This is a genomic window from Staphylococcus sp. URHA0057 (genome assembly GCF_000620265.1).
In the GTDB taxonomy this organism is placed as follows: Bacteria; Bacillota; Bacilli; order Staphylococcales; family Staphylococcaceae; genus Staphylococcus; species Staphylococcus pasteuri.
On the sequence record NZ_KK211096.1, the window covers coordinates 193,554 to 214,997 of the forward strand.

Sequence of the window (21,444 nt, forward strand, 5' to 3'; positions counted from 1 at the left end):
GAAAATGTATTACAATGAACGGACTTTTAAAACATATCTTTCATGTATAATAAGAATTTATTTAAACGAATCATGTCATATTAAGTAAGTTATGCATTGTTAGAGAGGGGGACACCATTATGAGAAAACAATTATTTACACTCTACTTTAATATATTTCTAATATTCTTAGGAATTGGACTGGTTATTCCAGTACTACCTGTTTATCTTAAAGATTTAGGGTTAAAAGGTAGCGATTTAGGTATACTAGTTGCTGTGTTTGCATTAGCGCAAATGATTATTTCACCTTTTGGTGGTGGATTAGCAGATAAATTAGGAAAAAAATTAATTATATGTATAGGTCTAGTCTTATTTTCAATTTCTGAATTTATGTTTGCGATGGGTCATTCATTTTCAATCCTAATTATTTCACGTGTTTTAGGTGGACTAAGTGCTGGTATGGTTATGCCGGGTGTTACTGGTCTTATTGCCGATATTTCACCATCGCAAGATAAAGCAAAAAACTTTGGTTATATGTCTGCGATTATTAATTCCGGTTTTATCTTAGGACCTGGTTTTGGGGGCTTTTTAGCAGAGATTTCACATAGATTACCTTTCTACTTTGCAGGTGGTCTAGGTATTATCGCATTTATTATGTCATTGATTGTTATTCACAATCCGAAAAAAGTTACAACTGCTGGTTTCCCACAATATGATCCAGAATTATTAACTAAAATTAATTGGAAAGTTTTCTTAACACCAGTAATTCTAACGTTAGTGCTTGCATTCGGATTATCAGCATTTGAAACACTATTTTCACTTTATACATCAGACAAAATAGGTTACACACCAAAAGATATTTCAATTGCAATCACAGGTGGCGGTATCTTTGGCGCACTATTCCAAGTTTTCTTCTTTGATAAATTCATGAAGTATACTAGTGAGTTAAACTTTATAGCTTGTTCATTATTATATTCAGCAATCGTTCTAGTGATGCTTATTGTTGCACAAGGTTATTGGACTATAATGCTAATTAGTTTCATTGTTTTTATAGGATTTGACATGATTAGACCGGCTATTACAAATTATTTTTCAAATATAGCAGGTAATCGTCAAGGATTTGCAGGCGGACTCAATTCAACATTTACAAGTATGGGGAATTTTATGGGACCATTAGTAGCTGGTGCCTTATTTGATGTGAACATAGAATTTCCTTTATATATGGCAATAGCTGTATCATTAAGTGGTATTGTCATTATATTTATTGAAAAAGTAGTTAGAAAAAATATCACTCAAAAGTAAATTTTAAAATGATAGCTGTTCATTGTACTTTTTAACGTACGTGAACAGCTTTTTTGATAAATTGATATTTATGAAAACATAGCACCTTTTTAAAACAGTAAAACTTTTTTAAATTTTTGATATAGTATTCGAACAATTAGAAACTAAAGAAATAAATTTTGATGTAAAAAATAGATTAAAATAAAGAATCAAATCAAGTTATTTCGTTTTTTAATGATTTTATGTAACAAAAATAACAACTTTAGTAATAATACTGTTACAAATATTACAATCTATTTAAATTGTGACCTACATAACTGAAATTGAATATGACTATGTTAAGATAGACAAAAATCAATTAAGAAATGTGGGTAAGGGGATGAATTTGAAAAACTTATTATTGAGTATATTTGCAGTTATTTTGACTATTTGTTTAATTGGTTTAATATTTTTAGCAACGAATCAAAACGCATTAGCTAAAGTACATCAAACCATTTGTACATTTTCAAAAGCAAATAAACTTTCTGTTATAGAGAAAACAACTCAAATAACTGACTTTAAAACAGCCAAAGCTTCTGAAAAAAATGACAATAATAATAACGATGTAAAACATCAAAAGACTACATATGTAAAAAAAGACAATCATAGATTATCAGAAACTGACTTTACGCCAAGAGAACGCAAAGTTATTGCAATTAATTATGCAAATAAACATTTAGATGAACAATACGATTTAAAACAAGTTAATCAACAACAACAAGATTCAAAGTATTTATATGTGAATCAACAGAAAAATCAACAAACAAATATCTCAGTGAATGGTAATGGTCAAGTAGGGGCAAATCATTCAGACATACAATAGCACGTACTTTTTTAAAAAGAGTATGTGTTATTTTTTGCGTTTACAATATATAACTTATTAGTGGTAAAATGAAATGCGATTAGTAAAGTAATATTAGAGGTGACATAATGAGTAAAACGAAAAAAACGAATGCAATGCGAATGTTAGATAGAGCGAAAGTTAACTATAAAACTAATATATTTGAAGTGACTGCAGAACACCAAACAGGTGAACAAATAGCCAAACTTGTTAATGCTAAAGTAGAAGAAGTATATAAAACACTTGTATTAGAAAATGCCAACCATAATCATTTTGTATTTGTCATACCAGTAAAGGAAACGTTAGACATGAAACAAGCTGCCCACGTTGTAAACGAGAAAAAGTTAAATTTGATGCCTTTAGATCAATTGAAGCAAGTTACTGGATATATTCGAGGTGGTTGTTCACCTATAGGAATGAAACATTTATTTCCTACTGTTATAGATCAATCTATACGACAACTCGATAAAGTATACGTAAGTGGTGGACAAAGAGGTATGCAAATGATTATAGGGGTGGAAGACTTAATTTCTATGACAAATGCAAAAGTAGAGCCAATCATCCAAAATTAATAAAAACAAATATAAAATGATAATAATGACACAGAAATATGTTGTAATAAGTTGAATTTTGACGATTACATATATTTCTGTGTTATTTTTGTCACAATATGATTGTTTTTGATTGATTTTGACAATTTATGATTGAAATTTGAAAGCGTACTCATTATAATGATAAGTGAAATGGGGTGGTTACTTTGATATCTGAGAAACGACACAACTTAATTTTACAAGAATTAAAGAATAAAGATTTTCTTACACTCCAAGAATTAATGGATAGAACAGGTTGTAGTTCTTCTACTATTAGAAGAGATTTATCAAAGTTACAACAAGAAGGGAAATTACAACGTATCCACGGTGGTGCGACGATTGGTCATAATCGAATAGTAGAACCAAGATTAAAAGAAAAATTAACGCAAAACTCACAAGAGAAAAAAGAAATTGCTAGACAAGCTGCGAAACAAATTAGTGATAATGACTGTATATTTTTAGATGCAGGTTCAACAACGTTAGAAATGATACCTTACATAGATGCAAAAGAAATCATCGTTGTAACAAATGGTTTAACACACGTTGAACAATTACTTAAAAAAGGCTTTAAAACGTTAATGTTGGGTGGTCAAGTTAAGGCGAATACTTTTGCTACTGTTGGATCTAGCGCTTTAGAAACTTTGAGACGTTATTGCTTTGATAAGTCTTTCATCGGAATGAATGGTATAGATGAGAAATATGGATTAACGACACCTGATGAACAAGAAGCATTAATAAAAGAAACTGCGATGCGACTTTCTAATGAAAGCTTTGTCGTTGTAGATGAAACTAAGTTCAATCAAGTTTATTTTGCTAGGGTTCCAGCACGTGACAATACTCAAATCATTACGTCTAAACGTGGCATTGAAAACCATGTCAATGATGATTTTAGAAAGCAATATCGATTTTTAGGAGGAATTTTATGATATATACAGTTACATTCAATCCATCGATAGACTATGTCATGTTTGTAGATGACTTCCAAATAGATGGATTAAATAGAGCTAAAGATACAAATAAATTTGCAGGTGGCAAAGGTATTAATGTATCTAGAGTATTAAAGACTTTAGATGTTGATTCTACTGCATTAGGTTTTGCAGGTGGATTTCCAGGTGACTTTATCGCTCAGACACTAAAAGATAGTGATATCCAAACTGATTTCGTTCAAGTAGATGAAGATACACGCATTAACGTTAAGTTAAAAACTGGCAAAGAAACAGAAATAAATGCACAAGGACCTAACGTAACAGATGCTCAATTTCAATCACTATTAGATCAAATTAAGAAAACAAACAAAGAAGATATTGTTATCGTAGCAGGAAGTGTACCGAAAAGTATTCCAAGTGACGCCTACGCACAAATTGCGAAAATCACTCAACAAACTGGTGCTCAATTAGTAGTAGATGCAGAAAAAGAATTAGTTGAAACGGTTTTAGAATATAATCCATTATTTATAAAACCGAATAAAGACGAACTTGAAGTTATGTTTAATACTTCAATTAAAAATGACGAGGACGTCATTAAATACGGTAAACAAATTTTAGATAAAGGTGCACAGTCAGTGATTGTTTCACTAGGCGGGGACGGTGCAATTTATGTAGATAGCGAACGTAGTATTAAAGCAGTTAACCCTCAAGGGAAAGTAGTTAATACTGTTGGTTCAGGTGATAGTACTGTTGCTGGGATGGTAGCAGGTTTGGCTACAGGATTATCAATAGAAGATGCATTTAAACAAGCCGTTGCTTCAGGAACAGCTACCGCATTTGACGCAGATTTAGCTACAAAAGATGCAATAGAAAATATAAAATCACAAGTTACGATTTCTGTACTTGATGGGGAGTGAATAATATGAGAATAACAGAATTATTGACAAAAGAAACGATAGCAATGGATTTATCTTCATCAGATAAAAATGGTGTTATTGATGAGTTAGTGAATCAACTAGATAAAGCTGGCAAATTAAGTGATGTACCATCATTTAAAGAAGCCATTCATAATCGTGAATCTCAAAGTACAACAGGAATTGGTGAAGGGATTGCCATTCCACATGCGAAAGTTGCAGCGGTTAAATCGCCAGCAATCGCATTTGGTAAATCTAAGGAAGGCGTGGATTATCAAAGCTTAGATATGCAACCTGCACACCTATTCTTTATGATTGCCGCTCCTGAAGGTGGGGCACAAACGCATTTAGATGCTTTAGCTAAATTATCTGGTATTTTAATGGATGAAAACGTACGTGAAAAATTAATCAATGCCTCTTCACCAGAAGAAGTATTACAAATTATCGATAATGCTGATGATGAAGCTACAAAAGAAGAAGAAGCAGAAGCACAACAAAATGAAGCTGAAGCGGCTGCAGCAGCTGATGGTTCAACAGAAGATAATGAACCATATGTACTTGCAGTAACAGCTTGTCCAACAGGTATCGCTCACACTTATATGGCTCGTGACGCATTGAAAAAACAAGCTGAGAAAATGGGCATAAAAATTAAAGTTGAAACGAATGGTTCTAGTGGTATTAAAAACCATTTAACTGAAAAAGATATTGAAAAAGCTTCTGGTATTATTGTAGCAGCAGACGTACATGTTGAAACTGACCGTTTCGATGGTAAAAATGTAGTAGAAGTACCAGTAGCAGATGGTATTAAACGTCCAGAAGAATTAATTAACACAGCATTAGATACTAGTCGTAAACCATTTGTTGCCCGCGGAGATAGATCATCAAGTAACAAAGATGATAATGAAGAAAAATTAAGTCCAGGAAAAGCGTTTTATAAACACTTAATGAATGGTGTTTCTAACATGCTACCATTAGTTATTGCTGGTGGTATCATCATGGCTATCGTGTTTATTATTGGACCTAACTCATTTGATCCAAAGAGCGCTGAACACAATGCTTTTGCAGAACAACTATGGAATATTGGTAAAAACAGTGCCTTTGCTTTAATTATTCCAGTATTAGCAGGTTTCATTGCTCGTAGTATTGCAGATAAGCCAGGATTTGCAGCTGGTTTAGTCGGTGGTATGTTAGCTATTTCAGGTGATTCAGGCTTTATTGGCGGTATTATTGCAGGTTTCTTAGCAGGTTACTTAACACAAGGTATTAAATATATTACACGTAATTTACCTCAAGCATTAGAAGGTTTAAAACCAACGTTAATTTATCCATTACTATCTGTACTTGTAACTGGATTGCTAATGATTTATGTATTTAATCCACCAGCTTCATGGTTGAACAATTTATTATTAAACGGATTAAATGGTCTTTCAGGTTCAAACATTATGTTACTTGGTTTAGTTATTGGTGCAATGATGGCCATCGATATGGGTGGACCTTTCAATAAAGCAGCATATGTATTCGCAACTGCTGCACTTACTGAAGGAAATGCAGCACCGATTACAGCAGCTATGATAGGTGGTATGATTCCACCATTAGCAATTGCAACTGCTATGCTATTATTTAGAAAGAAATTTACTAAAGAACAAAGAGGTTCAATTGTTCCTAACTATGTAATGGGCGCATCATTCATCACTGAAGGCGCTATACCATTTGCAGCAGCTGACCCAATTCGAGTTATTCCATCTATGATGATTGGTTCAGGCATAAGTGGTGCTATAGCATTAGCTTTAGGTTCAAGAATTAATGCCCCACATGGTGGTATCTTTGTTATTGCAACAACTGATTTCAGTCATATTTTACAAACATTATTAGCTATTGTGATTGGTACAATCATTTCTGCTCTAATCTACGGTTTCTTAAAACCAAAATTAACTGAAAATGAAATTGAAGCTTCAAAAGCTATGGATGAATAATAGATTCAAGCCCTTGTCGTTAATTCGACAAGGGTATTTTATTTTTAATAACTTTATTGAACTGTATGATATGAATAAATTTAAAGGTTATAGTAAAATAACAATCGTATTAAATGAATTAGAAAAGAAGGTATTAGTAGTGGAAGAATATATCATTGTGAATGGGCAAATATATACTGAAAGCCAAAAAATTGAACAAGGTTATATACATATTAAAGATGGAAAAATATTAGAAATTGGTTCGAATTTTAATATAGAGAGATTAAATGAACTTAAAGGAAAATACCTAACAATAGACGCTAAAGGACATCATGTTATTCCAGGATTTATCGATATACACATTCATGGTGGATATGGTGAAGATGCTATGGATGCGTCACAAGAGGGCTTGAAACATCTAGCCGAACAGTTATTATCAGAAGGAACGACGTCATTTTTAGCGACAACGATGACACAATCAGATGAAAGTATTAAACAAGCACTACAAAATATATCTAATTATCATCAAATTCAAGACGTACAACAAGCCGCTGAAATCGTAGGCATACATCTTGAAGGACCATTTATATCTGAACATAAAGTTGGCGCTCAGCATCCCAAATATGTTCAAAGACCAACGGCTGATAAAATAAACCAGTTTCAACAAACTGCAAATCAATTAATTAAAATTATAACCTTTGCACCAGAAGTTGAAGGTGCAATAGACACTTTAAAATCGCTCAATAATGACATTATATTTTCAATGGGACATACTGTGGCGACTTTTGAAGAAGCAAACAATGCTGTTGATTATGGTGCTAAACACATTACACATTTATATAATGCTGCAACTGGTTTTGGTCATCGAGATCCAGGTGTTTTTGGTGCAGCTTGGTTAAATCAAAATTTAAATACTGAAATTATTGTAGATGGTATTCATTCCCATCCTGCTGCAGTAGCATTGGCATATAAAAATAAAGGTAATGAACATTTATATCTCATTACAGATGCTATGAGAGCAAAAGGTATGCCAGAAGGTGAATATGATTTAGGTGGTCAAAACGTCATTGTACGTAATAGTGAAGCACGACTAGATACAGGTGCACTTGCAGGTAGTATTTTAAAAATGAATGATGGTTTACGTAACATAATGTCATACACTGGCGCTTCAATCAAAGATTTATGGCGAGTAACAAGTTGGAACCAAGCAAAAGCATTAGGAATAGATAGAACAAAAGGTAGTATTAAAGAGGGAAAAGATGCAGATATAGTTATCGTTGACGATAATATCAATGTAAAGACAACAATTAAAAATGGACAGCCGCATACATTTTAGTCATAATGAATAACTTGACTAAAAGGGGATATTAGTTTTAAATGTTATGTTGTAAATCTATAAACATAAATCAACAATATATAAAAATTCTATGATAGAATTAAATCAATTACATTTTTTTAGGGGGTGTCGCAATGGGAAGGCCTTAGCATGTAAATATAATTCAAGTCAATTCGAAAATTTTAATTACGTGTTAACCATGTGTGACACATATAATACGGAGGTGAATCCCTAGAAATAGGGAAATAATTGGAAACTACGACCATAATTAGTTTAATAGTATTTTTTCTTTTAATTGCATTAACTACAGTATTTGTCGGATCTGAATTTGCATTAGTTAAAGTAAGATCGACGCGTATTGAACAATTGGCAGAGGAAGGTAATAGTGGTGCTAAAGTCGTTAAAAAGATGATTAGCAACTTAGATTATTATTTATCTGCTTGTCAATTAGGTATAACAGTAACTTCATTAGGATTAGGTTGGTTAGGTGAACCAACATTTGATAAATTATTACATCCATTATTTGAATTAATGCACTTACCTAGTGCTTTAACAACAACAGTTTCATTTGTTATTGCGTTTATAGTAGTAACATATTTACACGTTGTACTGGGTGAACTTGCGCCTAAGTCATTTGCCATTCAGCATACTGAGAAAATGGCTTTACTTTATGCTAGACCATTATATTATTTCGGTAATGTTATGAAACCATTAATTTGGTTAATGAATGGTTCAGCGAGAGTTATCATTAGAATGTTTGGCGTAGATCCTGATGCTCAAACTGATGCAATGTCAGAAGAAGAAATTAAGATTATAATTAATAACAGTTATAATGGTGGAGAAATCAACCAAACAGAGCTTGCATATATGCAAAATATCTTTTCTTTTGATGAAAGACAAGCTAAAGATATTATGGTACCCCGAACTCAAATGATTACATTGAATGAACCATTTAATGTAGACGAGCTTTTAGAAACGATTAAAGAATATCAATTTACACGTTACCCTATCACTGAAGATGGCGATAAAGACCATGTCAAAGGGTTTATAAACGTTAAAGAATTTTTAACTGAATATGCTTCAGGTAAAACGATTAAGATTGCTAACTATATCCATGAATTACCTATGATCTCAGAGACGACGCGCATCAGTGATGCACTAGTAAGAATGCAACGTGAACATGTTCATATTAGTTTAATTATTGATGAATATGGTGGTACGGCAGGTATTTTAACTATGGAAGATATTTTAGAAGAAATCGTCGGTGAAATCAGAGATGAATTTGACGATGATGAAGTAAATGATATCGTTAAATTAGAGGATAATAAATATCAAATTAATGGTCGTGTACTACTAGATGATCTAAATGAAAAATTTGGTATAGAATTCGAAGACTCTGAAGATATTGATACTATAGGCGGATGGTTACAATCTGAAAATACAAACTTACAAAAAGATGACTTTGTTGATACTGAGTATGATCGTTGGATTATTTCTGAAATAGAAAACCACCAAATTATTTGGGTAACTTTAAAGTATGAATATAACCAAGAACGTCCAACTTACGATATCAATTCAGAAGATGAACAATCTGAATAATAATATAAATAATCAAAAGACGCTTAAACTTCAATGTTTAAGCGTCTTTACTTACGTGTAATATATTATGGTATACAAATTCTTACTAACGTGAACAACTAGATTAAGAGAAAGAGTGGGATATTAATGACAATTAATGATACGCAATACTTAAATAATGGTTATCCTATGCCTTCAATTGGATTAGGTGTGTATAAAATAACTGATGACGAAATGAATGAAGTGGTCAATTCAGCAATTGAAGCAGGCTATCGTGCTTTTGATACGGCATATTTCTATGGTAACGAGCAAGCGCTCGGCCGTGCACTTAGTCAAACTGATGTTGACAGAGAAGATTTATTTATTACCTCTAAATTATGGAATGATTACCAAGGTTATAACAGTACGATTCAATATTTTAACAAATCGTTAGAAAATCTAGGATTAGATTATTTAGATTTGTTTTTAATTCATTGGCCTTGCGAAGACAATGGCTTGTTCATTGAATCTTATAAAGCATTAGAAACGTTATACCATGAAGGAAAAGTCAAAGCAATTGGTGTTTGTAATTTTAAACAACATCATTTAGAAAAATTAATGCAGGAAACTGATATTACACCTCAAATTAATCAAATCGAATTACATCCGTATTTTAACCAACATGAATTACAACAATATTGTGATGATCACGATATTAAAGTCACTGCGTGGATGCCATTAATGAGAAATAGAGGTTTATTAGATGATCCAGTAATTTTAGATATGGCTAAAAGATATAAGAAAACACCTGCACAAATTGTGCTTCGTTGGCATTTAGCACATAATCGAATGATTATTCCTAAGTCTAAGACGCCAAGTCGTATTAAAGAAAACTATGATATCTTAGATTTTAATCTTGAACTTACAGATGTAGCTCAAATCGATAGCTTAAACCAAAATGCTAGACAAGGTAAAGATCCAGATGAAGTAGCTATAGGAGATTTAAAATAAATGTATTGAGTTTTAAGTAAAAATTTAATGATAGAAAGAGAGTATGAGTAACATTAAGGCGATATTAAGATTTTGTAAATACAAGGGCTTTAACTAGATTATCTTATTTACTACTTGATAAACTTATACTAAACCATTTTGTAGAAAAGGATGTCGTTGAATGAAGATAAGGGTCATCATTCCTTGTTTTAACGAAGGGGAAGTCGTATTAAAGACATATGAAAAATTGACTGAAATAATGAAACAAGACAGCGTGGATAAGCAATACGAATACGATTTGCTATTCATAGATGATGGCAGTAAAGATTCAACTATTGATCATCTACAAAGTCTGGCACTTGAAGATCATCAAGTAAAATATATTTCGTTTAGTAGAAATTTTGGTAAGGAAGCTGCTATGATTGCTGGTTATCAACACAGTCATAGTTGTGACGCAGTTATAATGATAGATGCAGACCTTCAACATCCACCTCAATTTATTCCACAAATGATTGAAGGATATAACGAAGGTTATGATCAAGTAATTGCTAAGCGTGATCGTAAAGGTGAAAATTTTGCGAGAAAATCAATGACTCGCATGTACTATAAGTTAATTAACGCCTTTGTAGAAGATATCCAATTTGAAGACGGTGTAGGAGACTTTAGGCTATTAAGTAAACGTGCAGTACAGTCACTTACATCTATGGATGAATATAATCGTTTTTCAAAAGGGTTATTTGAATGGATTGGTTATAATACGAAAGTGTTCACATATCAAAATGTAGAACGTGAAGCAGGTGAATCAAAATGGTCATTTGCTAAATTACTTAACTACGGAATTGATGGTTTAATTTCATTTAATAATAAACCATTGAGAATGATGATTTATCTTGGAATGTTCACATTTTCTTTAAGTGTTCTTTATATCGTATATTTACTAATCAATATAATGATTTCTGGTGTTAATATACCTGGTTACTTCACTACTATTGCAGCGATTTTACTATTAGGTGGTATTCAGTTGATGTCGATTGGTGTCATTGGTGAATATATAGGACGTATCTACTATGAAGTGAAACGCCGACCTAAATATATAGTTCAAGCTACGAATATAGAACCTGATCAAGAATCAGAAGCACATAACACAAATGATAATTTAAAAACTACTGAAGCTAAAAAAGAACAAACACATCACTATAATCAAATTAAAAGATTAGATTTAAATAGACAACAAACGTCATACCAATCTTCACAAAATAACGAAAAATATAAAGAGCATGTACATTAAATAAACTCACAAGTATAGGGATATCACTTATACTTGTGAGTTTTTAATATTGTGGCTGAGACTTTAATGATTTTATAATTGAATAAATAAAAAAAGTAACATTTATAAGTTGATAAATGTTACTTAAATATATGTTGCCAGATGATAAACAACATGAATAGTACATATATAATAGTAAATACATACCAAAATGGTGTAAGTATCATCATAGCAATAAACGCAATCATAATTATAATTGTACCAATTGTAAGTGGGTATTTAATAGATTTTAAAAATGGTAAATATTCAAGTTCTGATGATTCGAACGTACCTACAAATAATAAAATGGCACCAATAAGAAAAATTGCAGGTGCTAAATATGGTAATGACATGTAGAGTGACTGTTCACTTGATATATTTGTAATAAACTGAGATAAACTCACTACAATTGCAAATATCATTGCGATAAATTTTTGATCTTTTATGATAAAAGGATGAATTTTTTTGTTTAAATAGAGTTGTAATAATGCCCATGCAATTAACAAAATCATCGTATAGATTGATATGAAATTATATTTTGACACGATAAACAAATCAATAATGGCATTAAGAGAAATAGCTATTAATATGGAGCTAAATCTAAGTTGTTTAAATTGGTGAAAATATAAATCAAGTCCGACTATGAGCAATACTACGGCAATATTAATTAATAAATATAGAATCATGATGTGCTCCTATCCGCAATATTTCATTCAATTATTATATCAATTAATATAAAGTTAATCATTATATAACACTCGAAAATGTTAAAGTTATATTAACTAAATTTTAAACACCCTTCATATTACTCCATAATAAAGTATGCAATTGAGGTAATACGTAAACATTGTTCATATCACTACTTGTCATTACACCGTCTACTAAACTTTCATAGCGTTGTAGTAATTTGGCAGTATGGTTATCAACATTATCATCTAAATATGGGTTGCCTACTTGTAAATAGAAAGGAATAGTAGGGTAACGATGATGAATCATTTTAGCAAAATCAAAATCATCTTCCTCAAAGATGACCACTTTTAAATTTAATGATTCAGGTACGCATTGCTCAATAACGCTATCTAAAATATCTAAATTAGGTTTCATTTTTGAACTTGGTGGTTTAGGGCTGATAGTTAAATCATTGATTTGAGTCATCCAAGGTTGGAATTTACTACCTTGAGTTTCTAGAGCGGTTTGAATATGATGTGTTTCGAATAGATCAACCAATTCTTGAATTCCTTTTATAAGAGCGGGATTACCACCAGAAATCGTTACATGGTTAAAGTTATCTCCACCAACTTCACGTAATTTGGCATATATTTCTTCAGCAGTCATTAATTGAATATCTTCTTTTGCGCTTCCATCCCAAGTAAAGGCTGAATCACACCAACTACAACGATAATCACAACCTGCAGTGCGTACAAACATTGTTTTTCTACCTATAACACGACCCTCTCCTTGAATGGTTGGACCAAAGACTTCTAATACAGGTATTTTAGCCATTATTGCTCATCCTTAGGACGAAATACGACATAACTTGTAGGCGTCTCGCGCAAGTATACTTGAACGCACTTAGGATTATTATCTTGTTCATTAAGGTATGATTGAACCATTTGATAAATTGTTTGAGCGACAATTTCAGTAGAAGGACTTTTGCCTTTGAACTCTACTAAATCATTAAGTAAATAATGGTCGAACTGTCCATGAATCAATTGTTTTAAATCGCTGAAATTCACTAAAAAGCCATTGTGATCTAATTCATCTCCAACGATAGTAATATTTACAAAATACGTATGACCATGGGTACGCATACATTTTCCAGCATCTTCGCTTGGAATATAATGAGCTGCTGAAAAGTTAAAATCTTTATTAAGTTCGAATTGATATGGGTGACTAACACTAGGATAAATTTGTTGTAGCATACTTATTTTACTCCTTTTTGTTCAAGATATTGTTCAAGCCCTCGTGATCTAAGTTGACAGGCAGGACATTCGCCACAGCCATCTCCAATAATACCGTTATAACATGTTAATGTATTTTCACGAATGTAATCTAACACACCAAGGTTATCAGCAAGTTCCCATGTTTGTGCTTTATCTAACCACATTAAAGGCGTGTGAATAACGAAATCACGATCCATTGATAAACTTAAAGTCACATTCATTGATTTAATAAAACTATCACGACAATCAGGATAACCAGAGAAGTCAGTTTCACAAACTCCGGTAATAATATGCTTAGCTTTAATTTGATAAGCTAATGCGCCAGCAAATGATAAGAATAGTAAATTACGTGCTGGTACAAAGGTGTTTGGAATACCATCTTCTGTCTCTTCGATTTTTAAATCATGTTGTGTTAAGGCATTAGGTGTTAGCTGAGATAAAAGTGACATATCTAAAATGTGATGTTCTACATTTTGCTCTTGTGCAATTTTTTTAGCCACTTCAATTTCAGTATCATGTCTTTGACCATAATTGAATGTAACAAGTACAACTTCCTTGAAATGTTTTTTTGCGTAGAATAAACACGTCGTACTGTCTTGACCACCACTGAAAACGACGATAGCTTTGTTATTATCTAATTTATCTTGAACCATTCATATTTCCCCCAGTTTATCTTTGGTTATTAGATCCGAAATTTTAAGCATAAAAAAAGCCTATCTCTATAAAAAAGATAGACGAAAGATTATGAATACACATATAATTTTAATATAAAAAGTTAAAAAGATATGTCTATTTATAATTTGAAATTAAATTCAGTGTCTAGTTTTTTATAGAGGGTTTCGGCTAGGAACCTCTGATAAATATATTTTGTACGCACCATAGAATAAACTAATTCATATGTAAAATCAAGAGAATTTTTGTGATAATAGTGTTAAAGATATATATAAGTCAGTTACAATAAGTAGTTTAATAGCAAGCATGACACGTTTTTACAATAAGTCATGCACCTAACTGTGATTTAATGAAATGATTGAATAATATTAATTAAATGGAGCGAAATTATGATAGTAGTGATAGATAATAAAGATTCATTTACATATAATTTAATAAACTATTTTAAAATAGCTACTAAGGAACCAATTAAAGTCATTGACATAGATGATTTAATATTAGAAGAGTTAGTTGCATTTAACCCCAATGCCATTTTTATTTCACCAGGCCCTGGAAGACCAAGTGATTACCCCAAATTGTTTAAGGTGATTGAAACATTTTATCAACAAGTTCCTATATTAGGAGTGTGTCTAGGTTTTCAAGTTGTTTATGAATATTTTGGTGGTAAGATTGTACATCGCAATAATCCGATACATGGTCATACTACAAAACTCAGTCATCAACAATTAGGTATTTTCAAGGGTATACCTCATTCGTTCAATGTTATGCTGTACCATTCTCTTATGGCAGATAAAGAAACGTTACCAAATGAATTAAAAGTCACAGCAATAGGTGAAGATGGTGTAATTATGGGCTTGCAACATCAACAGTATTCAATCTTTGCAGTACAGTATCATCCTGAATCAATTTTAAGTGAGCATGGTTATAACCAAATTCAAAATTTCCTTGAAATCGTAGGTGAGAACAGTGAATATAGAATTTAATTATCGCTATTATATAGATGAAGACAACTATGAAACCTATCATATTCAATTAAATGATTATCACAAGAAATGTATTGCCACTCAGTTAAGTGAAGTTGGCAAAGTTGTACAATTTGCTGAAACACAACAGCAACAAGGTTATTTTGTGGCTTTATATTTAACATATGAAGCGGCACGTTATTTTAATCCTGGCTGTATGTGAAATAGAAGATAAAGATATATTAGCGGTTGCCTATAGTTTCAATTCAGCAAAAGAATTACAATATAAATCACCCAATAGTACACCATACGATAATCAACATGATTTTCAATTTGTAGAATCTAAACATCAAATGAAAGAGAAAATTCGACATATCCAACAAGCTATTGTTGAAGGCGATACATATCAAGTTAATTATACGTCACGTTTAACTGACAATATTTATTATCCTATTGAAAAGTTATACGAACAATTAACAGCAACAGGAAATGGTAATTATACGGTGCTACTAGATACGGATGAAGTCAGTGTCGCATCCATTTCTCCGGAATTATTCTTTCAAAAAGGTCATTTTAAAAATGAAGATAATATCATTGTTAGTAAGCCCATGAAAGGGACTATACCAAGAGGAGACAATGATAAAGAGGATCATAATAATTATCTTCAATTACAACAATCAGATAAGGATAAAGCGGAAAATGTGATGATTGTCGATTTACTAAGGAATGATATATCTCGAATTGCAGAAACAGGTTCTATTATAGTTTATAAATTATTTTTTATAGAAACGTATCACACTGTATATCAAATGACGAGTATGGTAGCCGGAAAGTTATCAACTAATGTGACACTTGAATCAATATTAGGAGCTATTTTCCCTTGTGGCTCTATTACTGGTGCACCCAAAATTAATACAATGCGATTTATTAAAGAATTAGAACAAAGACCAAGGTATATATACTGTGGAACAATAGGATTGTTAATGCCAAATGACAAAATGATTTTTAATATACCAATTCGTACAATTGAATACCGACATCAACAAGCTATTTATGGTGTTGGTGCTGGAATTACAATTAACTCCAATCCTGATTCAGAAGTTCAAGAATTCCAAGATAAAACTAAAATATTGGAGAGATTATAATGTATTTGTTTGAAACGATGAAATTGGAAAAAGGCCAAATCTCACGTTTAATATATCATGAAGACAGAATACAACGATCTAGTAAAATGCTTAATATCCCATTTGATCAATCTAAATGGGATGACTTGATTCAAACTATTCAACATCAATATAATCAAGGTATTTATCGCTTAAAAGTAATGTTAGAAGAAAATGGAGAATTAGAATATGTAGTAGCCCCTTTATCTTCTAAGTCTCAATTTACTGCAACAATAGTACCTGAACATAATGGTAGTTCTCATTTAACTAAAATCAATAAGACATCTAATCGTAATCATGTAACGTATCGTTTAGATACAGACTTAGCTCTTATATATAATAAAAATGGAAAGATTTTAGAATTTGATATCGGCAATATAATGATTAAGGAAAATGGTAACTATTATACACCGCAATATAATGAAGATTTTTTATTAGGATGTATGCGTCAGTATTTAATTGACCATGGTAAATTGAAAGAGAAAAATTATTATATTGATGATTTTATAAAGAAAGTAAAAGGTAACGAAATAGAAGTATTTTTGTTGAATAGCCTTCGAGAGGTTGCCGATGTAACAATTTATCTTTAAAATTAATTTTAAGAATAGTAAATCATAATAAACGGAGAAAATAATGGCATTAGTATGGATAGTAATATTAGTAGTTGTAACGGTTGTTAATAAAGTGATTATTGATCGATTAATACACAAAAATTCATATATATTAGCACGTGTTGTTGCAACGATTACTACAATATGTGCCATTATATTAGTTTATTTTTTGATTAAATCACTTATGCCTATTGTTATTGAACGTATGAACGTATTTTATCATCAATAAAGACTTTTTGAGGTGAAGGTATGAAAATTTATAGTCAAGGCGATCAAGCCATCGTAGTATCTATAGAGAAAAAGGTGTCTAAGGATCTTACAGAAGATTTATTAGCCTTGAGAACATATTTAAATGAAAGAAACTATCCGTTCATCACAGAAATAGTTCCAACAGAATCGGATATGATGATTATATATGATGCACGAGATATGATTAAACATCACCATATACAATCACCTTTCTTATATATGAAAGCACTAATAGAATCGATTCAATTAGAAATATCACATAATGTTCAAAATAAAGAGCCTATTCAAATCCCTATAGTATACGGAGATGAGTACGGACCAGATTTAGACGCTTTGTTAAAACATTTTAAAATCGATAAATCTCAATTTATACAACTTCATTCAGGAAGCGAATATTTTGTATCAATGATGGGCTACTCACCAGGATTTCCATATTTAACAGGTATGAATAAAAAATTATATGTAAATCATACTAGTACTAAAAAGAAATTTATCCCAGCAGGTTCTGTTGTTATAGAAGGAAAGAAATGTGGCATCGTTACAACTGATACCTACAATGATTGGTTAGTTATAGGCTACACACCATTACAACTTTTCTTCCCTAATAAAACGAATTTTGCCCTTTTAAAATTAGGCGACAATGTTCAATTTATTGCAAAAGAGAAAAACGATTTGAATATAGGAGACTTGAAGACATGTCAATCATAATAGAAAATAGTGGTCTTTTTAGTAGTTTTCATGATTTTGGGAGACACGGCTATGAACATAATGGAGTAATTCCTGGTGGTGCGCTAGATAGTTTATCGCATGAAATCGCTAATCGCTTAGTTGCTAATGATAAAAATGAAGCAACATTAGAAATGACTCAAAAAATGCCGAAGATAAGATTTACTGAACCTACTTTAATTGCTTTGGCAGGTGGAAATTTTAAAGCTGAAACGAAAAATATGAAAATTTACCCATATAAGCTTTATTTAATGAAAAAAGATGATGTTTTGAGATTTGAAGAAACGAGTCGAACATCACGTGTATATTTAGCTGTTGGTGGAGGTTTTGATTTAGAAGAATGGTTAGGTTCAACTTCTACAGATTTTAATGTGAAAATGGGAGGATATGAAGGTAGACAATTAAAAGATGGTGATCAAATCGAAATGAAACGACAATATAGCGATCGTCATCAAAAACTATTTGAGAATCTCTCAGACAAACGACAAACAGATTGGGGCGTTGACGGTTACGCGCTATCTTTTAATTATATGTCAGATGTATTTCATGTTATTAGAAACAAAGGTTCAGAAGATTTTAAAGAGAATGTATTGCAACGCTTTACTTTGAATAATTACAAAGTATCAAGCAAAGCTAATAGAATGGGAATGATATTAGAAGGACAAAAAGTGAAAGCTTATTATGAAGATATGCCAGCGCATCAATCTGTTAAACGAGGAACAATCCAAGTTAAAAGGGATGGAACACCAATCATTTTATTAAATGATCACTATACATTAGGTAGCTATCCTCAAATTGGGACAATTGCGAGCTACCATTTAACAAAACTAGCACAGAAACCAACAGGTTCTAAACTGAAATTTCAATTTATTGATATTGAAACAGCAGAGAAAAATTTAATAAAATACAGTAATTGGTTAAATCAACTGTTCCATGGTATAGAATATCGAATGCAATTGGAAATGCTAAAATAAATTATATAGTAAAAAAGTTCATGCTTAAGACTGATGTCTATAAATATAATCAATAATTAAAATATATGAATAAACGAATTGATGAGTATGATAATGAGAGTAAACATTTCTAAAAGTGTGTTTTTACTTGATATTTGGGTTGACTTCCTTTATATTAATATATTGAGCTATGTATTTTGTTACAATATGATTACATTCGTCATATTAATCTTAATAAAAAATTAACATCAATTATATAGTAGCTAGTTAATAAATTAATCTACTAGCTATTTTTAACGTCAAAATAAAATGTTTAGTGAATTTTTAAAATTATAGATTGTTTTAAATCATTGAAGATAACTTGTAAATAAGTTGGAAATGGCATTGTTTAGAGTTTCTGATATTGATGATTTATTAACAATTAACGGAGGAAACAAACATGAGTTCTCACAAAAAGAAGATAAGTCTTTTTGCGTTTTTCCTGATGATGGTATTTACTATCACCTTGAAGACGTATTTTTCCTATTATGTTGATTTTTCTTTAGGTGTTAAAGGGTTAGTACAAAACTTAATATTACTGATGAATCCATACAGTTTAGTTGCACTCATACTAAGTGTGTTCCTATTCTTTAAAGGTAAAAAGGCTTTCTGGTTCATTTTTGTTGGAGGATTCTTATTAACGTTTTTACTATATGCTAACGTTGTATATTTCAGATTTTTCTCTGACTTTTTAACATTTAGTACATTGAATCAAGCAGGTAACGTTGAATCAATGGGCGGTGCATTAGGTGCTTCATTTAAATGGTATGACTTTGTATACTTCATTGATACAATTATTTACCTATTTATTCTGATTTTTAAACGTCAATGGTTAAGTACAAAAGCGTTTAGCAAAAAGTTTGTGCCAGTTGTTATGGCTGTATCAGTCGCACTATTCTTTTTAAACTTAGCTTTTGCGGAAACAGATCGTCCAGAACTATTAACTCGTACATTCGACCATAAATACTTAGTTAAGTATTTAGGACCATTTAACTTCACTGTATACGATGGTGTCAAAACGATTGAAAACAATCAGCAAAAGGCATTAGCATCAGAAGATGACTTAACTAAAGTGTTGAATTACACGAAACAAAAACGAACAGAGCCAAACCAAGAATATTATGGTGCAGCTAAAAAGAAAAATATCATCAAAATTCATTTGGAAAGTTTCCAAACTTTCTTAATTAATAAGAAAGTAAATGGTAAAGAAGTAACACCATTCTTGAATAAGTTATCAAGTGGTAAACAAGATTTCACATACTTCCCTAACTTCTTCCATCAAACTGGTCAAGGTAAAACATCTGACGCAGAGTTGACAATGGATAATAGTATATATGGGTTACCACAAGGTTCAGCCTATTCATTAAAAGGTGACAATACTTATCAATCATTACCTGCTATTTTAGATCAAAAGCAAGGTTATACTTCAAATGTTATGCATGGTGACTACAAAACATTCTGGAACCGTGATCAAATTTATAAACATTTTGGTATAGATAAGTTCTATGATGCAACATATTATGATATGTCAGATGACAATGTTGTTAACTTAGGTTTAAAAGATAAAGTATTCTTCCATGATTCAGCGAATTATCAAGCTAAAATGAAAAAACCATTCTATTCACATCTAATTACATTGACTAACCATTATCCATTTACATTAGATGAGAAAGACGCTTCAATTGATAAACCTAATACAGGTGATTCAACTGTAGATGGTTATATTCAAACAGCACACTATTTAGACCAAGCATTAGAAGAATATGTAACTGATCTGAAGAAAAAAGGTCTATATGATGATTCAGTAATTATGATTTATGGTGACCACTATGGTATTTCTGAAAATCATAATAATGCTATGGAAAAATTATTAGGTGAGAAGATTACACCAGCTAAATTTACTGATTTAAACCGTACTGGTTTCTGGTTGAAAATTCCAGGTAAATCTGGCGGCATTAATAAAGAATATGCAGGTCAAACAGATGTAATGCCAACAATTTTACATCTTGCTGGTATCGATACTAAGAACTATATTATGTTTGGTACTGATTTATTCTCTAAACAACATAACGATGTAGTACCATTCAGAAATGGTGATTTCATTACTAAAGACTACAAATATGTAAATGGTAAGTTATATTCTAATAAGGATAATGAATTATTAACTAAAAAACCAAAAGACTTCGAGAAGAATAAAAAACAAGTTGAAAAAGACTTAGAAATGAATGATAGTTTACTTAATGGAGATTTATTCAGATTCTATAAAAATCCAGATTTCAAAAAAGTAAATCCATCGAAGTATGAATATAAAACAGGACCTAAAGGTAATGAGAAAAAGTAATTGATATAAATTAAAATCCGAATTGAGCGTATTTGCTCAATTCGGATTTTTTGTTCTATTTGCCTTCGTTTTAAA

At 31.3% G+C, this 21,444-nt stretch carries 20 protein-coding genes and 1 pseudogene; 17 read left to right on the forward strand and 4 right to left on the reverse strand.

Features of this window, described 5'->3' with window-relative positions; translation table 11 throughout:
• Positions 1–119: 119 nt before the first annotated feature.
• The 10 genes from norA to N524_RS0110460 all read left to right on the forward strand — a co-directional run bounded on the left by norA (position 120) and on the right by N524_RS0110460 (position 11,692).
• Positions 120–1,280: a multidrug efflux MFS transporter NorA gene (gene norA / locus N524_RS0110415; protein WP_029056449.1), complete on the forward strand. Its 1,161-nt coding sequence runs from the start codon at positions 120–122 to the stop codon at positions 1,278–1,280.
• 358 nt (positions 1,281–1,638) lie between these two features.
• Positions 1,639–2,121, forward strand: coding sequence for a hypothetical protein (locus tag N524_RS0110420; protein WP_029056450.1), 483 nt, complete (start codon positions 1,639–1,641; stop codon positions 2,119–2,121).
• A gap of 107 nt (positions 2,122–2,228) precedes the next feature.
• Positions 2,229–2,711: a Cys-tRNA(Pro) deacylase gene (gene ybaK / locus N524_RS0110425; protein ID WP_029056451.1), complete on the forward strand. Its 483-nt coding sequence runs from the start codon at positions 2,229–2,231 to the stop codon at positions 2,709–2,711.
• 185 nt (positions 2,712–2,896) lie between these two features.
• A complete protein-coding gene (locus tag N524_RS0110430; protein WP_029056452.1) occupies positions 2,897–3,655 on the forward strand; it encodes a DeoR/GlpR family DNA-binding transcription regulator in 759 nt (252 codons plus the stop codon).
• Positions 3,652–4,572: a 1-phosphofructokinase gene (gene pfkB / locus N524_RS0110435; RefSeq protein WP_017637341.1), complete on the forward strand. Its 921-nt coding sequence runs from the start codon at positions 3,652–3,654 to the stop codon at positions 4,570–4,572. The genes N524_RS0110430 and pfkB overlap by 4 nt, the downstream gene beginning before the upstream one ends.
• Before the next feature lie 5 nt (positions 4,573–4,577).
• Positions 4,578–6,542, forward strand: a complete 1,965-nt coding sequence (locus tag N524_RS0110440; RefSeq protein ID WP_029056453.1) for a PTS fructose transporter subunit IIABC — start codon at positions 4,578–4,580, stop codon at positions 6,540–6,542.
• A 139-nt stretch (positions 6,543–6,681) separates the two neighbouring features.
• Positions 6,682–7,857, forward strand: coding sequence for an N-acetylglucosamine-6-phosphate deacetylase (gene nagA, locus N524_RS0110445; protein ID WP_029056454.1), 1,176 nt, complete (start codon positions 6,682–6,684; stop codon positions 7,855–7,857).
• 249 nt (positions 7,858–8,106) lie between these two features.
• Entirely contained in the window at positions 8,107–9,456 is a 1,350-nt protein-coding gene (locus N524_RS0110450) for a hemolysin family protein (RefSeq protein WP_017637338.1), read from the forward strand.
• A 126-nt stretch (positions 9,457–9,582) separates the two neighbouring features.
• Positions 9,583–10,425: an aldo/keto reductase gene (locus tag N524_RS0110455; protein ID WP_029056455.1), complete on the forward strand. Its 843-nt coding sequence runs from the start codon at positions 9,583–9,585 to the stop codon at positions 10,423–10,425.
• Between the two features lie 160 nt (positions 10,426–10,585).
• Positions 10,586–11,692 carry a glycosyltransferase family 2 protein gene (locus tag N524_RS0110460; protein WP_029056456.1) on the forward strand — a complete coding sequence of 369 codons (1,107 nt, stop codon included), beginning with the start codon at positions 10,586–10,588 and terminating at the stop codon, positions 11,690–11,692.
• 119 nt (positions 11,693–11,811) lie between these two features.
• Here the strand turns inward: N524_RS0110460 and N524_RS0110465 are convergent, their stop codons facing one another.
• The 4 genes from N524_RS0110465 to queC form a co-directional block, all read right to left on the reverse strand.
• A complete protein-coding gene (locus N524_RS0110465) occupies positions 11,812–12,396 on the reverse strand; it encodes a hypothetical protein (RefSeq protein ID WP_029056457.1) in 585 nt (194 codons plus the stop codon).
• A 103-nt stretch (positions 12,397–12,499) separates the two neighbouring features.
• Entirely contained in the window at positions 12,500–13,213 is a 714-nt protein-coding gene (queE, locus tag N524_RS0110470; protein WP_029056458.1) for a 7-carboxy-7-deazaguanine synthase QueE, read from the reverse strand.
• On the reverse strand, positions 13,213–13,632 hold the full coding sequence (gene queD / locus N524_RS0110475; RefSeq protein WP_029056459.1) for a 6-carboxytetrahydropterin synthase QueD: 420 nt from the start codon (positions 13,630–13,632) through the stop codon (positions 13,213–13,215). The genes queE and queD overlap by 1 nt, the downstream gene beginning before the upstream one ends.
• A 2-nt stretch (positions 13,633–13,634) precedes the next feature.
• On the reverse strand, positions 13,635–14,306 hold the full coding sequence (queC, locus tag N524_RS0110480) for a 7-cyano-7-deazaguanine synthase QueC (protein ID WP_017637526.1): 672 nt from the start codon (positions 14,304–14,306) through the stop codon (positions 13,635–13,637).
• Between the two features lie 408 nt (positions 14,307–14,714).
• Between queC and N524_RS0110485 the strand changes: the two genes are divergently transcribed.
• From N524_RS0110485 to ltaS, 7 genes and pseudogenes are all read left to right on the forward strand, one after another.
• The gene (locus N524_RS0110485) at positions 14,715–15,308 is read left to right on the forward strand and encodes an anthranilate synthase component II (RefSeq protein ID WP_029056460.1); all 594 of its coding nucleotides are present in this window, start codon (positions 14,715–14,717) and stop codon (positions 15,306–15,308) included.
• A pseudogene (locus N524_RS12900) lies at positions 15,292–16,432 on the forward strand (chorismate-binding protein). The gene N524_RS0110485 and the pseudogene N524_RS12900 overlap by 17 nt, the downstream one beginning before the upstream one ends.
• Positions 16,432–17,040, forward strand: coding sequence for an aminotransferase class IV (locus tag N524_RS0110495; RefSeq protein WP_017637523.1), 609 nt, complete (start codon positions 16,432–16,434; stop codon positions 17,038–17,040). The pseudogene N524_RS12900 and the gene N524_RS0110495 overlap by 1 nt, the downstream one beginning before the upstream one ends.
• Positions 17,041–17,083: 43 nt before the next feature.
• Positions 17,084–17,290 carry a hypothetical protein gene (locus N524_RS0110500; RefSeq protein WP_029056461.1) on the forward strand — a complete coding sequence of 69 codons (207 nt, stop codon included), beginning with the start codon at positions 17,084–17,086 and terminating at the stop codon, positions 17,288–17,290.
• A gap of 20 nt (positions 17,291–17,310) precedes the next feature.
• Positions 17,311–18,018, forward strand: coding sequence for an allophanate hydrolase subunit 1 (locus N524_RS0110505; protein ID WP_029056462.1), 708 nt, complete (start codon positions 17,311–17,313; stop codon positions 18,016–18,018).
• Positions 18,006–19,010 (forward strand): biotin-dependent carboxyltransferase family protein, encoded by a 1,005-nt coding sequence (locus N524_RS0110510; RefSeq protein ID WP_029056463.1) that lies wholly within the window; start codon positions 18,006–18,008, stop codon positions 19,008–19,010. The genes N524_RS0110505 and N524_RS0110510 overlap by 13 nt, the downstream gene beginning before the upstream one ends.
• 418 nt (positions 19,011–19,428) lie before the next feature.
• Positions 19,429–21,369, forward strand: a complete 1,941-nt coding sequence (gene ltaS, locus N524_RS0110515; protein ID WP_029056464.1) for a polyglycerol-phosphate lipoteichoic acid synthase LtaS — start codon at positions 19,429–19,431, stop codon at positions 21,367–21,369.
• Positions 21,370–21,444: the final 75 nt, after the last annotated feature.